The following is a 12,269-nucleotide window of genomic DNA, read 5'->3' as shown; positions in this document are numbered from 1 at the left end:
TCATTCAGCCAAAGCCGTCCTTTTCTTGGTTGTTTCATTGGCACCTTCAGCCCCTCTCGTCGCCACAGTCTTTCGACGCGCTTATCGTTCACATGCCAGCCAGCATCTCTGAGCATTGCTGCAATCCGACGATAGCCATACCGTCCATATTGCCGGGTTAGCTCGATCATATCCGCCACCAAGCGCTCTTCGTCTGGACGACCAATGGGTACCTTGCGCTGTGTCGATCGGTGTTGTCTCAGAACGCGACACGCGCGACGTTCCGAAACGTTCAGTTCTGCACGAACACGATCAATGCAGGTACGGCGACGAGCGGGGCTCAGAAGTTTCCCTTTGCGGCCWCCGCCAGGATCAGCTTGTCCAGGGTCAGATCCGAAACRGCCTTGCGTAGCCGCTCATTCTCTTTCTGAAGACGCTTTAGTTCCTTCAATTGGTCCGTGCCCATTCCACCGTACTTTTTCTTCCAGCGGTAGAACGTCTGTTCAGTCACGCCGATCTGGCGGATCGCATCCAGACGCGGCATCCCTTGCCCCGTCAGAACCTCAACCTGCCGTAACTTCGTAACAATCTCTTCTGGCTTTGGTCGCTTGTTTGCCATCTGTTTCCTCCGTTTTCCTAACATAGCGGAGGACCACTTCAGTGGGGGAAGACCAGGGTGTCGAGTTCTGTTTGTTCGCATCCGCTTCGATCAGGCTTGCATCAACCGCCAGTCGTTGGCCACTGACCAGACCCTCTGCGATACAGCGTGCGACGGTCGTCTCAAACAGGTGCCGCAGCAGTTCGCTCTCCCGGAAGCGCCCGTGCCGGTTCTTTGAGAACGTAGAATGGTCGGGGATCTTGTCCGACAGATCGAGGCGGCAAAACCACCGGTAAGCCAGGTTCAGATGGACCTCCTCGCACAGCCGGCGCTCGGAGCGGATCCCGAAGCAGTACCCCACCAAAAGCATCCGGATCAGCAATTCCGGATCGACGGAAGGGCGGCCAGTGTGGCTGTAGAAATCTGCGAGATGAGCCCGAATGCTGCTCAGGTCGACAAACCGGTCAATGGATCTCAGCAGATGGTTTTGTGGGACATAATCTTCCAGTGAGAACTCGTAGAACAGCGCCGGCTGCGCTTCCTGCCTCGGCCCCATCATCGCTGACCCTCCCGCTCCACAACAGAAGTGAATCAGCGAACGACACCTCAATCAAGCAAGAGTTTTTCAACAAAATACGCCGCCCATAACCAACGCCGTCGCCGCTGCAGCGGGGATTGAGCGGCTGCGACGAACGGCAGCAAGGTCCGCTCAGCCGACGCTCGACCGGCGGCAATGCTGCAAACCGTGTCGAACGGCGGGAAACACGGGCCGCATCGCAGCATCTTACATGGTGACGAGCGGCGGCTCCGGGCCGAGACCGACGTTGCGCTCCTGGACGATCTTCCCCGGCTCGCCGCGTCGCCGCATGTCGGCTGTGAGCCAAGACCTACCGCGTATCAGAGGCTACTTTGAGAATTTCAGGAGGATTTAAAGTCACAACATTGATCGTATGGTCAAGCGTATTGATTTGGTAATGCGTCAATTTCCCGGGAAAATCTGACGTCGCCCAAGTACTTTGTGCTACAAAATCCAAGAAGAACGAATTTGAGAAAACTCTGAGCCAAGAACCAGAAGAAGTCTCTTGATCGCTTTGCTGAGCAAACATTTCCTCTGTCACTGAATATGACACAAAATCGAAAAATCTCACCTTCACCACGTCGCTTTCTGGTTTTATTTCAAGGGGATATGCGCCGGCGATCCCAGCGATTTCTCCCGGATGAGGACCAAGTATTGCAGCGGCTATCTCCACTACTAGGAGGCGCTGATTGATTGGCTCAATCTGCTTGGATAGCCAGTTCTCACCTGAATTCACCCATGTAACAATTGGGTGCTCCGTGTTTTCCCAAAGGTCAGACATGAATACCCTGCTTCGTGGGACATCCGTTTTGCGTGCTCAAACCTAGTACCTAATGGCTGCAACTTGCAACGGCAGCGACGTCTGCGCTGCCGACACTCGAGCGGCGGAAATGCTGCGCGCCGGGTCGAACGGCAGGAAACGCGGGCCGCGGCGCGGCATCTGAGTTGGCGATAGACGGCGGCTCCGGGCCGGAAGTTCATTCTGATACTTAGCTCTCCGTCCCAAGAACATTGACTCTGCTTTGGCGCACCAATCCGAGGGAAAGCCTCCAATCATATGATCGGATCACGTGACATCCGCGCTTTTATTTCGTGCGAGGAGCTTCCCTTCCCCCGCCCAGATCGCCCCGCGGCGGATCATTTCGGTGACTTGTGGCACCTTCAGGTCGTCGAGCTCATGGCCGATGGAGCAGTAAAATACCCGGCCATTATCCCACCGCCGGGTCCAGGTCACCGGAATGACCGTGCCCTCGATCCACCACAGGTGATCACCGGAGAAGGTCGTTGTAGCGAGCACGTCGTTCGAAGGGTCAACGAGCATGTAATATTGCTCTGACCGGATCCGGAAACTCCGGATGCCCTGCACCAGCGGGTGGTCGGGCTTGCAGATGGTCACATCGTAATCAATGTAGTCTTCCTGAGGCTGGAGGTTGTCGGGCCAGCCGGGCGGGTGGGCGACAAACTGCCCGCCGATTAGAAAATGATAGGTGGGCCGGTCGCGGAACGCGTCGCCCATATGCCCGTGCCAACCCGCCAGACCACAGCCGCTACCGATGAGCTGCAAGAGCCCATCTTCCTGCAGCTTGGTCATGTTGCCGAACTCTTCCTTATGGCCCGACCGCGCCGAGGACCAGATCGGTGTGATCAGGTCGAGATCAGCCAGATCCTCCGGTCGCTCCAGCGGCTCGAGCGTGTCGTAGATATCAACCTCGAAGCCGTTCTCTTTCAGCAGAGATTCGTACCAGTCCGCGAACTGAGTGGGCGCGTGACCTTGCCATCCTCCGACGAAAAGCGCTGCTTTCATTTATTCTTCTCCCGCATGAAATTGAGCATTGCCGCCATGTCGCGCTCCGCAAACCCAGCCGCAACGGCTTCGGACAGCTTTTCGAGCGTTACCCGGCCCTGCGGCATGGCCACCCCCAGACGTTCAGCGAGGGCGGCAGTGACGGCCATGTCCTTCTCCGCCAGCGCGACGGTAAAGGTGACGTCATGAGCGGTCTCATCGAGATAGAGCGGGCGGCGATAGCGCAGCATCGGCGCGCAGGCGGCGGAGGCTTCGATCACGTCAAAGGCCTTCTCCGGCGCGATACCGGACGCCTCAGCCAGCGTCATCGCCTCAGACAGGGTCTGATTGATCCCGTGGATCAGCGAATTCACCGCGAGTTTCATCACCGCACCCGCGCCGCAGCGCCCGAGGCAGATCGTCTCCCGGCCCATCGCGTCGAAGAACGGCATCAAGGGGCTGGCGGCCTCTGTGGTGCAACCCGCCATGATCATCAACGCACCGTCCTCGGCCGCCTGCGTTGCGCCCGAGACCGGCGCGTCAATGACCTGCGTCCCGGCAGGCTTTTGAGCCGCGAGGTCTGATATGTGATCCGGGCTCATCGTGCCCATCTCCACAAAGGTCCGTGCGCCTGTCACATTGAACAAGCCATCAGGTCCCAGGTGAACCGCTTCCGAGGATGGGTCATCTGCCAACATGGTGAATACGACATCACACTTAGCTGCAAGCTCCGCAGGGGTTTCAGCTATATCACAGTTAAGCTCAGCGCCGAGCGACTTGGCCTTGTCAGCCGAGCGATTCCACAGGACCAGGTCGTGCCCCGAGATGGCCAGCCTCCGCGCCATATGGGTCCCCATGCGCCCGAGACCGGCAAAACCAACCCGCGTCATTCAGCGTAGCCGGCGTATTGGACAAGACCACAATAAGACATGTCGATCCCCCTTCCCACCAAATGCCACAGAGGCCGTTCGATATCACCGTAGAAGGCCGAAAGATGACCCGTCATGCGGCATAAAATCCATTTTGGACAACACTGCGCCCGTTTCACGAGAATGCTGCCGCCGTGTTCCAAATTTGTATCGCAGATGACATCGTCGCGGCGCATTTCGCGCAGCGCATTCATCGCAGTTGGACGAAAAGGTACTATGAATGGCGGCTTCAGCGAGCCGCAGTGCGGCATCACTAAAATTACGCAATGTCGGCTCAGGGCCGGGACCGACGGTGCGCCGGTCGGAGGCCCGGCCCGCTATGCCGCATCGCCGCGTGTCGGCTGTGAGAAGTAATCGTACTCAATCGTGAGGTGCCGATATCCGTTCTCGATGTCATGTGGTTAGAACCAATTTCGTGGTACATGGGCGCAAAGCTTTGGCGGCGTCAGGGGGAGCGTCAGAGACGATCACATCGATCTCTGCCAAAGGCAGCGTGCGATGTCGGGCTCGCCGCCCGAGCTTGGCACCTTCTGTGACGATAATCGTACGGCCAGCCGCTTGATGCATCGCGCGTTTCATCTGTGCTTCATCATAGTCGTCGGAACTCAGACCGAAATCCCGATCAAGTCCGCAAGCGCCCAGAACAGCAATATCCGCCGAAACCCCAGCAACGCGATCCAATGCGTTTTCACCCGTTGCGATCCCGCCTTGTGCTCGTAGCGCGCCACCTAACATGAAGACGTCGATATCCCTGTTTTGGCAGGCGATGGCGACCCAAGGCGACGGCGTGATCACCAACCGCCCGTTCTGCGCGGACAGGTGTTCAACGACTGCCAAGACCGTACGACCGCCATCAACGATCAGCGTTTGTGCATCGCTAATTTCCTCGATGGCCACCTTGATCATGCTTCGATTGACTGGAGCTTCCGATGCAAGGCGCGTATGTAAAGGTGCCGCGGGGGCGGCGACAGGAACTGCCCCACCACGCACACGCTGTGCCTTACCGTCTGCCTCAAGTGCAAGGATATCGCGGCGCACTGTGTCAATTGAAACCCCATATTCATTCGCAACATCCACGGCCACGATCTGATGGCCGCCGCGCAAACGTGCGGCAAGCTCCGCCTGTCTGATATCTGGAACATTCAGTGGCATGCAAATTCCTGCAACATATTGCAGCAAACTGCATAGTGTGATCTTTTGATCCAGTCAACCGGTACTCTAATGAGGCAAAACGAAGATGAAGCTGGCGCATTTGGCTCTTTGGACGCAGGATTTGGAGGCCGCCGCAGCCTTCTGGAAAAGCTATTTCGATGCGGAGATTGGTGACCGTTATGAGAGCCGTAACAGGCGCGGCTTCGCTTCGCGCTTCGTACAGATCCGCGGCATTGAGGCGCGGATAGAAATCATGGAGGGGCCTTGGGTCACACCGCACCCGGGCGAGACCAGCGGCTGGGCGCATATCGCATTGTCCGTTGGCAGCAAAAGCCAAGTCGATACGTTTGCCGACCTGTTTCGCCATGATGGGTTGCTCGTGTCCGAGCCGCGCAAAACAGGTGACGGATACTACGAGGCGGTCGTGCGCTCACCCGAAGGGACGTTGATCGAAATCGTGGAGTAGACCGATCTCTTTGGACGGCCAGCCTCTCGTCCCTTCTTTTCGACGCCAAGCGTTTCTAGGCCGAGTGATCAGCCCGAGGTCGTTGCTAGCGGCGCAAAGCGAACCATGGGGACGGTCGATCGAATGGCAGTAAAGTCCGCACACCACCAGTTCGCCGCACCCTCGATTTCGCATCGGCAGCGAAAGTCCGGTCTGGTGAAGCTTCGGCGCAGCGCTCAACCACATCGGCAATGTCCGGAGAGGGCCGGGACCGACGGTGCGCCGGTCGGAGGGCCTGCCTCCTGTGCCACATCGCCGTGTGTCGGCTCTGAGCCCTCAGTACGATTTTCTGCGGTACAACGAACGTCGGCATTTTCGGTCATCTGCGGGCGCTTCTGATCGCACCGAACAACGCTGGTGAGATACATACCCCGGACAGGACAGCGACCGTCGCAAAGCCATAGGCCTCGAAAACCGGCTTGAAGGCTAATGTGCCGAGAAACATGGCTGCATAGGTCACCGCGCTGTAGAGGCCCAGACTGGAGCCGCGCTGATCTGGCGAGAGGGCGGTGAGTTGCCCGACCAGTATGTTCAGGCCCAAGTGGTTGATCGCCCCCCACACGAAGCACCCGACCAGCACAGCAAGCCAAAGCGGTGCAACCATCGCTAAGCCAAGATAAACAAGCAGTAGCGCCCCAAAGACAAACGGGGCTGCACGGGGCGCGCCATATCGATCAATCAGACGGTCCAGCGGGGCGACAACGCCAAACCCCACGCCATAGCTCAGCGCCGCGAGCCCGGCGAGTGCGGTGGAGAGCGCGAGAGTTTCCGTCAAATGAGTGCCCAGATACGCGTAGAGGCCATAGAAAGCCGCCATATAGCAAGCGACCCCAAAAAGGATCGGCGGCAGCCCAGCAATCCTCAGCACCACCAGCGGAGACTTGGTTTTGCCCGATGTAGCGCGTTCGACAATATCGGCGCGGCGCAGCGACAGGACGAGCAACAGGCTCACGATGCCCAGAATGGCAAAAGCGGCGCGCCAGTGTAGAAAGTCGGCGAGCATCGAAGACAGGGAGACACCTCCCACAAGGCTCAAGGTCCAGCCAGTCAACACCTTGCCCAAAGTCTCGCTTTCGCGGCCTTTCGGAGCCAGGTCGGCAGCCAACCCGTAGATCGCAGGCAGCGCCAACCCCGCAGCCAGACCCGCGACGCCTTGCGCCAGCACCAGCACCAGCAAAACAAGGGCCGCAGCGCTTGCCGCAAGAGACAGCGCAAGCCCGAACAGCGCCAGAAGCAAGGCGTGTCTCAGTCCTATGAGATCAGCCTGCGGTGCAAGAAGCAATGCGCTGAGCGCTGTTCCGGCACCGTAGGCGGCGGAGGCTGTCATGACATCCGGCGCGCCGCTTCCGGCGAATGACCCCGCCACATCGCCAGCGATCGGACTCAACACCAGTGAGTTGGAGCCAACGACGCCTATGGCGCTCATCAATAGCCAAATTGGGTTCATCACCACTTCCTTTCTCGTCCCTGAATAGACAGAACCAGAAATGAGCGGCACTCTGTTTTGTCTAACTGAGGAAAAATCGAACGAGGTTCGGCAAATGCCAAAAGACGCCCATGGATTGGATCACGTCGACCGAAAATTGTTAGAGCTTCTGACGCAGAACGCAGAGCAGAGCTATGCCGATCTGGGATTGGCAGTTGGGCTTTCGGCCCCAGCCGTGCACGAACGGGTGAAGCGCTACAAGGCAAGCGGTCGCATCACTGCCGTGACAGCACAGCTTGATCCGGCCATGACAGGGAAGCGGTTCCTTGCCTTTTTCCATGTAAACACGATCGGCTGGGGCAAGAGCGACGCGCTTATGTGCATTGCGACCTTGCCGGAGGTCGAGGAAATTCACTCCGTCACCGGCGATACCTGCATGATCCTGAAAGTCCGGATGGAAAGCACGCAAGCGATGGAAGCGCTGCTTGCGCGTCTCTATGCGCTTCCCGAGGTCGTTTCGACAAAGAGTTATGTGGCTCTCTCGACATACCTTGAACGCCCTGTGCAGGCGGGCGTCTCCGCGTCTATCAGTGAAGGATAGCGGACATTGAGTACAAGGCAGAACAGTCCGCACTGCCGATGCTCGACTGGCGGAAATGCTGCGCGCCGGGTCGAACGGCAGGAAACGCGGGCCGCTTCGCGGCATCTTACATGGTGATGAGCGGCGGCTCAGGGCCTGGACCGACGGCGCGCCTGTCGGAGAGCCTGCCTGCTATGCCGTATCGCCGCGTGTCGGCTCTGAGCCCTTCTTTGCCGGATGCTACACATCACACGAACGACCGAGTCGACGCTTAGCTCTGCAATTCACTGTAGGGGCAGACGTCCTCTTCGAAGGGCACATGCCGGCGGCGAAAATGGGTGTCAGCCATCGCTTTTGGCTGGCTGATCCTATCCATCCTGAAATGCCGGAAATCGGAGCGCGTCGGGTCCCAGCCGACGAGATACCACAGGGGCGGCAGGATCAGCATGGCTTGCGGCTCCACTTCACGCTGGGTCTTGCGCCCTTTCGCATCTCGATAGTCGAACCGAATGAAGTGGGCCCCCAGAAACGCCCTTTCGAAAGCCGGGAGCAAGTCCGGGGTCATCCTGCCCATGTCAGACAAATCCTGCAGCGGCGACAGCGGACCGACGTGCAGGCAATCCAGGAAATTGCGGAGATCCTTCACTTTGTCCGATGGCAGGGCTTTCTCGATTTTGGCAAGCCCCGCATCGGCGAGTTTGGAGAACGGAAGGTTCCCCGCTGCCCGCATCGCGGCGACACTGATCAAAAGGGCAAAGATCTCGGGTACCGTCAGCCTCGCGCTCGTCTGAACGGACTGCGGATCAAGTTGTAGCCCGCCACCGCGCCCCACATCGGAATGGATGACATAACCTGCGTCACGGAGAGCAGAGATGTCACGGAGAACAGTGCGGCGGGACGCACCGACCTCCTCAGCCAGAGCATCTATGGTGGATGTGCCATTGCGGCGAAGAATTCGCACAATCGCGTCATGTCTGACTCTCACATTCATATCGCAACCCCAGCACGTATGGTGCCATATTTTGGCACCTTTTTATCCTACACCGATTCCAGCAACTGCAAACAAGGAGATTGCGATATGGAACGGACTGCGGTGAACCCTTGGGACTGGTCAATCAAGCTGGGCTACAATCAGGCGGAAGTGATCGACGGCGCAACGCGGCAAGTGATCTGCGCGGGACAGACCGCCGTGGATGGCGAAGGTAACCCGCAGCATCCCGGCGACATGCGTGCGCAGATCAGTCTGGCGCTCGACAACCTCGAAGCCGTTCTGAAAGACGCCGACATGAAACTGAGCAACGTTGTCAAGCTTGGGGTCTATGCGACTGATGTCGATGAGGCGCTGAAGAATTTCGATCTGTTGGGCATGCGCTTTGGCCCCCATCACGTCGCCCCGCCGATGACTCTGTTGGGAGTGACACGCCTTGCCATCCCCGGACTGCTCTTCGAGATTGAAGCGACAGCAGCAGCCTGACGTCCGCGCTGCCGACACTCGACCGACGGAAATGCTGCGCGCTGGGTCGAACGACAGGAAACGCGGGCCACAGCGCGGCATCTTACATGGTGACGAGCGGCAGTTGCGGGCCGGGACCGACGGTGCGCCGGTCGGAGGCCCGGCCCGCTATGCCGCATCGCCGCGTGTCGGCTGTGAGCCCGTTGTTCCAATTCGTGAGATTGCAGCAAATGACCAGTATGTAGGTCCCTAACCGCTGACGGTGTTAGCTGGTGCCCTCATCGCATCGCAGATTGAGTCGAGCGGGACGCAAACTGAATGAGCCGCTTGAACTTCGGACAGTCCATATGCGTCTCCGCTGGGCAATCTGCCACGTGACGAAGCGCATCGCGCAATCGCGTGAGACCCCGGATCTGCTCATCGAGCGCATCCGCGCGGAGATGCAACTCTGCCGGCGGCAATTGCGGTGTTCCATCTTTGGCGAACATGCCTTTGATTTCTTCAAGAGAAAACCCCGCCATCTTTCCCAGCGAGATCAAGGCAAGCTGCGTTACCACCGGCGAGTCGAACTGCCGCCTCAACCCGTTCCGTGCAACCGACTGGATCAGCCCGATTTCCTCGTAATAGCGCAGCGTCGAGGGGGGAACGCCGCATTGTTTTGACAAAACCCCAATGTCGAGAAGTTTCATGGTTGACCTCAAGTTGACTTCAAGTGGCAGATTAGCCGTTCAGCGACATCCAAAGCAAGAGAGTAAACATGATCGACACCCCACAGGCCCGTACGCCTATTCCCATCCTGATCACCCTTGCCGCTGCAACACTGACTGCCTCGCTGGGTATCAGCGTCGCCTCCGTCCTGCTTCCCACCCTGGCGCGCAGCTTCTCCGCGACGGTGTCGGACGTGCAATGGGTCGTACTAGCCTATCTCATGTCCGTGACCGTCACCATCGTCTCTGCCGGGCGGCTCGGCGACCTGTTGGGCCATCGTCGGGTGCTGATCGCGGGCCTTGTTATCTTCATCGCCGCGTCCGTTCTGAGCGCAATGGCGTCGAGCCTTGGTGTGTTGGTTTCAAGACGTGCGTTGCAAGGACTTGGTGGAGCGATCCTGATCGCGTTGCCCATGTCGCTTGCACGTGATCTCGTCCCGACCGAGCGGCTTGGTACGGCAATGGGTTTGCTCGGGACGACCTCTGCGGTCGGGACTGCGCTTGGGCCCTCACTCGGCGGTCTGCTGTTGACATGGGGGGACTGGCGGATGGCTTTCTGGCTCCTCGCAGGTTTTGCGAGTGCCACGCTTGTCTTGTCCGTCATCTCCATCACCCGCAGGTCTGAGCGGGTAGGCGCATCTATCAGGGAGATTGATTTTGCAGGAACCTTCGTGCTGGCAGTCGCGCTTTCGGCCTATGCCCTCGCGACAAGCGGTGGGGCAGCTGGTATTCCGTTATCACCGACTGTGCTGATCCCCGGCGCCCTGATCGCAATCGCCTTTTTTGTACTCGTCGAAACCCGTGTGGCCGCGCCACTGGTGCCGATGACATTGCTACGAGACCGGACAACGGGCATTGGCTTTGTCATGAACCTAACTGTCGGCACGATCATGATGTCCACGTTGGTTGTCGGCCCGTTCTTCCTGGCCTTTTCGCTGGGGTTGAATGAGACGCTCATCGGTCTGGTCATGGCGGTCGGGCCTGTGGTCTCCGGGCTCTCTGGCGTTCCGGCGGGTCGGCTGACGGACCGGCTCGGCGCGAGGCGTGTGATGGTCATCGGCCTAGTGCAGACCATGCTTGGTTTGCTGTGTCTGGCATTCTTGCCGCGATACTTCGGGGTCGGCGGATATGTGGCCGCGTTGATCACGCTGACACCGGCCTTTCAACTGTTCCTTGCCGCCAACAACACGGCTGTTCTGGCCGATGCTTCGAAGGAACAGCGCGGCCGTCTGTCAGGTTTGCTCGGCCTCTCGCGCAACCTTGGCTTGATGACAGGGGCCTCCGCCATGTCCACGCTGTTCGTCTTCATTCTCGGAACAGCGGATGCCGCTCAAGCCCCCCTCGCGGATATCGCCCACGCCTTTTCGATGACCTTCACGGCCGCCTCGGTCATGGCCTTGGTCACTCTGGGATTGGCGATCTACAGCCACAGGGGGAGTGAACGCAGAGTGTCTGGTCCGGCGGAATGACGGAGCCGAGATCGAAGCACCATGGATAATGAAGGCGCATTGAGGGTTATCACGAAGGACGTTCGAAATCCCGATCTTCAAGGTCACCGGAAATTCGCGCTTGCTACAGCGAATTCACACTCTTGTCCGCTCAGCCGACACTCGACGGGTTTAAATGCCGCACACACAGTCGAACGGCAGGAAACGCGGGCCGCATCGCGGCATCTGACATGGTGACGAGCGGCAAGTCTGGGCCGGGACCGACAGTGCGCCGGTGGGCGGCCCGGCCCACTATGCCGCGCCGCCGCGTGTCGGCTGTGAGCCCAAAGGGACCGATGCTGCGCAACGCCTGAATGTCCGGTCGACGTGACAGCACTGCCCGTTTTAAAATCAGAGCCACCGATTTAGTCTTGCTACGCCCATTTTATTTTCTGATAGTGAAGACAACGGAAAATTTCGAGTTTGATGATAATGGCAAAACCAATTGGTCCGTTTGGAGGGCGAAGAAAACATACTAAGACCTGGATGCAGATAAACCAACCCGTAGTTGCCGAAGCATCAGCGGGAGCCTCTGGCTATTTACTCCAGAGATTTCAGAAAATGATCAGTGCAATAAGGGAGAATAAGGACAATCTCAAATTCTGCATTGAAAATGTTTGGTTTGAGGGGGCGGTTAAAGAGCAGCTCAAGAAGCATTGCAATTTTTTTGATCAAGAGCCGCTTACTCGCTACATCGTTGATCATTTCCATCTTGGGTATGCAGCTTCAGAAGACGGGCAGATTTTCCGAGTGGATTGGCTTACAACTGAAGGTAAACGGGTCGGTGTCCACTACATGCTAAAGGACGTTGGCGAAAACAGCCTCGATATTTGGGTCTTGGAAGTATTTGATATTATGGAAAGAAACACGGAGGTTGCGCTCATAAACCAACAGGACATAAAAAAGGAAGTTGGACAGTTATCGAGAAGCGGATTTCTGACAGGCGTCCAAGAACTTGTGAAGTTTGGTGTGCGTGTGCTCACGAGAGGAGCTGGGCTATGACGGTTAATAGCAATACCTTGCGAGCTATGCGTTCTATCAAAGAAAGCGTTCGAAAGGGTGAGAACGTTGATAGTTTCAACGTGAAAAAACA

The 12,269-nt window shown here is 58.1% G+C and carries 12 protein-coding genes and 2 pseudogenes; 5 read left to right on the top strand and 9 right to left on the bottom strand.

What is annotated here, in order from left to right; genetic code table 11:
- The 6 genes and pseudogenes from FEV53_RS15940 to FEV53_RS15915 form a co-directional block, all read right to left on the bottom strand.
- A pseudogene (locus FEV53_RS15940) lies at positions 1 to 598 on the bottom strand (IS3 family transposase); the annotation flags it as partial.
- A 37-nt stretch (positions 599 to 635) separates the two neighbouring features.
- Positions 636 to 1,136, bottom strand: a pseudogene (locus FEV53_RS15935) (transposase); the annotation flags it as partial.
- Between the two features lie 328 nt (positions 1,137 to 1,464).
- Entirely contained in the window at positions 1,465 to 1,935 is a 471-nt protein-coding gene (locus FEV53_RS15930; RefSeq protein WP_142835782.1) for a hypothetical protein, read from the bottom strand.
- A gap of 285 nt (positions 1,936 to 2,220) precedes the next feature.
- Positions 2,221 to 2,958, bottom strand: a complete 738-nt coding sequence (locus FEV53_RS15925) for a ThuA domain-containing protein (protein WP_142835781.1) — start codon at positions 2,956 to 2,958, stop codon at positions 2,221 to 2,223.
- On the bottom strand, positions 2,955 to 3,827 hold the full coding sequence (locus FEV53_RS15920; RefSeq protein ID WP_142835780.1) for an NAD(P)-dependent oxidoreductase: 873 nt from the start codon (positions 3,825 to 3,827) through the stop codon (positions 2,955 to 2,957). The genes FEV53_RS15925 and FEV53_RS15920 overlap by 4 nt, the downstream gene beginning before the upstream one ends.
- Positions 3,828 to 4,259: 432 nt before the next feature.
- Positions 4,260 to 5,018 carry a DeoR/GlpR family DNA-binding transcription regulator gene (locus FEV53_RS15915; protein WP_142835779.1) on the bottom strand — a complete coding sequence of 253 codons (759 nt, stop codon included), beginning with the start codon at positions 5,016 to 5,018 and terminating at the stop codon, positions 4,260 to 4,262.
- An 85-nt stretch (positions 5,019 to 5,103) separates the two neighbouring features.
- On the opposite strand from FEV53_RS15915, the gene FEV53_RS15910 reads away from it, so the two are divergent.
- Positions 5,104 to 5,484: a VOC family protein gene (locus FEV53_RS15910; RefSeq protein ID WP_142835778.1), complete on the top strand. Its 381-nt coding sequence runs from the start codon at positions 5,104 to 5,106 to the stop codon at positions 5,482 to 5,484.
- Positions 5,485 to 5,842: 358 nt separating this feature from the next.
- Here the strand turns inward: FEV53_RS15910 and FEV53_RS15905 are convergent, their stop codons facing one another.
- Positions 5,843 to 6,970: an MFS transporter gene (locus FEV53_RS15905; RefSeq protein WP_142835777.1), complete on the bottom strand. Its 1,128-nt coding sequence runs from the start codon at positions 6,968 to 6,970 to the stop codon at positions 5,843 to 5,845.
- Between the two features lie 40 nt (positions 6,971 to 7,010).
- Here FEV53_RS15905 and FEV53_RS15900 point away from each other — a divergent pair, with 40 nt between their 5' ends.
- On the top strand, positions 7,011 to 7,550 hold the full coding sequence (locus FEV53_RS15900; RefSeq protein ID WP_142835776.1) for an Lrp/AsnC family transcriptional regulator: 540 nt from the start codon (positions 7,011 to 7,013) through the stop codon (positions 7,548 to 7,550).
- Positions 7,551 to 7,800: 250 nt separating this feature from the next.
- On the opposite strand, the gene FEV53_RS15895 is transcribed toward FEV53_RS15900, so the two are convergent.
- Positions 7,801 to 8,490, bottom strand: coding sequence for a helix-turn-helix transcriptional regulator (locus FEV53_RS15895; RefSeq protein WP_425465497.1), 690 nt, complete (start codon positions 8,488 to 8,490; stop codon positions 7,801 to 7,803).
- On the opposite strand from FEV53_RS15895, the gene FEV53_RS21595 reads away from it, so the two are divergent.
- Positions 8,377 to 9,003, top strand: a complete 627-nt coding sequence (locus FEV53_RS21595; protein WP_425465498.1) for a RidA family protein — start codon at positions 8,377 to 8,379, stop codon at positions 9,001 to 9,003. The two genes, FEV53_RS15895 and FEV53_RS21595, sit on opposite strands and share 114 nt — an antisense overlap.
- A 257-nt stretch (positions 9,004 to 9,260) precedes the next feature.
- Here the strand turns inward: FEV53_RS21595 and FEV53_RS15885 are convergent, their stop codons facing one another.
- Positions 9,261 to 9,671, bottom strand: a complete 411-nt coding sequence (locus FEV53_RS15885; RefSeq protein ID WP_142835773.1) for a helix-turn-helix domain-containing protein — start codon at positions 9,669 to 9,671, stop codon at positions 9,261 to 9,263.
- A gap of 68 nt (positions 9,672 to 9,739) precedes the next feature.
- On the opposite strand from FEV53_RS15885, the gene FEV53_RS15880 reads away from it, so the two are divergent.
- Together FEV53_RS15880 and FEV53_RS15875 are read left to right on the top strand one after the other, a co-directional pair.
- Positions 9,740 to 11,158 (top strand): MFS transporter, encoded by a 1,419-nt coding sequence (locus FEV53_RS15880; RefSeq protein ID WP_142835772.1) that lies wholly within the window; start codon positions 9,740 to 9,742, stop codon positions 11,156 to 11,158.
- A gap of 450 nt (positions 11,159 to 11,608) precedes the next feature.
- Positions 11,609 to 12,178, top strand: a complete 570-nt coding sequence (locus FEV53_RS15875; protein WP_142835771.1) for a hypothetical protein — start codon at positions 11,609 to 11,611, stop codon at positions 12,176 to 12,178.
- The last annotated feature ends 91 nt before the right edge of the window (positions 12,179 to 12,269 follow it).

It is taken from the genome of Palleronia caenipelagi, from assembly GCF_007004065.1.
Taxonomy (GTDB): Bacteria; Pseudomonadota; Alphaproteobacteria; order Rhodobacterales; family Rhodobacteraceae; genus Palleronia; species Palleronia caenipelagi.
Note: the sequence above shows the minus strand (reverse complement) of the source record. Positions and strands in the feature narration are given on the sequence as shown.

Excerpts from the sequence above, each read along its gene's own strand:
- FEV53_RS15915 (WP_142835779.1), bottom strand. The coding sequence starts at position 5,018 with ATGCCACTGAATGTTCCAGATATCAGACAGGCGGAGCTTGCCGCACGT.
- FEV53_RS15880 (WP_142835772.1), top strand. The coding sequence starts at position 9,740 with ATGATCGACACCCCACAGGCCCGTACGCCTATTCCCATCCTGATCACC.
- FEV53_RS15925 (WP_142835781.1), bottom strand. The coding sequence starts at position 2,958 with ATGAAAGCAGCGCTTTTCGTCGGAGGATGGCAAGGTCACGCGCCCACT.
- FEV53_RS15920 (WP_142835780.1), bottom strand. The coding sequence starts at position 3,827 with ATGACGCGGGTTGGTTTTGCCGGTCTCGGGCGCATGGGGACCCATATG.
- FEV53_RS15930 (WP_142835782.1), bottom strand. The coding sequence starts at position 1,935 with ATGTCTGACCTTTGGGAAAACACGGAGCACCCAATTGTTACATGGGTG.
- FEV53_RS15905 (WP_142835777.1), bottom strand. The coding sequence starts at position 6,970 with ATGAACCCAATTTGGCTATTGATGAGCGCCATAGGCGTCGTTGGCTCC.
- FEV53_RS15910 (WP_142835778.1), top strand. The coding sequence starts at position 5,104 with ATGAAGCTGGCGCATTTGGCTCTTTGGACGCAGGATTTGGAGGCCGCC.
- FEV53_RS15900 (WP_142835776.1), top strand. The coding sequence starts at position 7,011 with ATGAGCGGCACTCTGTTTTGTCTAACTGAGGAAAAATCGAACGAGGTT.
- FEV53_RS15885 (WP_142835773.1), bottom strand. The coding sequence starts at position 9,671 with ATGAAACTTCTCGACATTGGGGTTTTGTCAAAACAATGCGGCGTTCCC.
- FEV53_RS15875 (WP_142835771.1), top strand. The coding sequence starts at position 11,609 with ATGGCAAAACCAATTGGTCCGTTTGGAGGGCGAAGAAAACATACTAAG.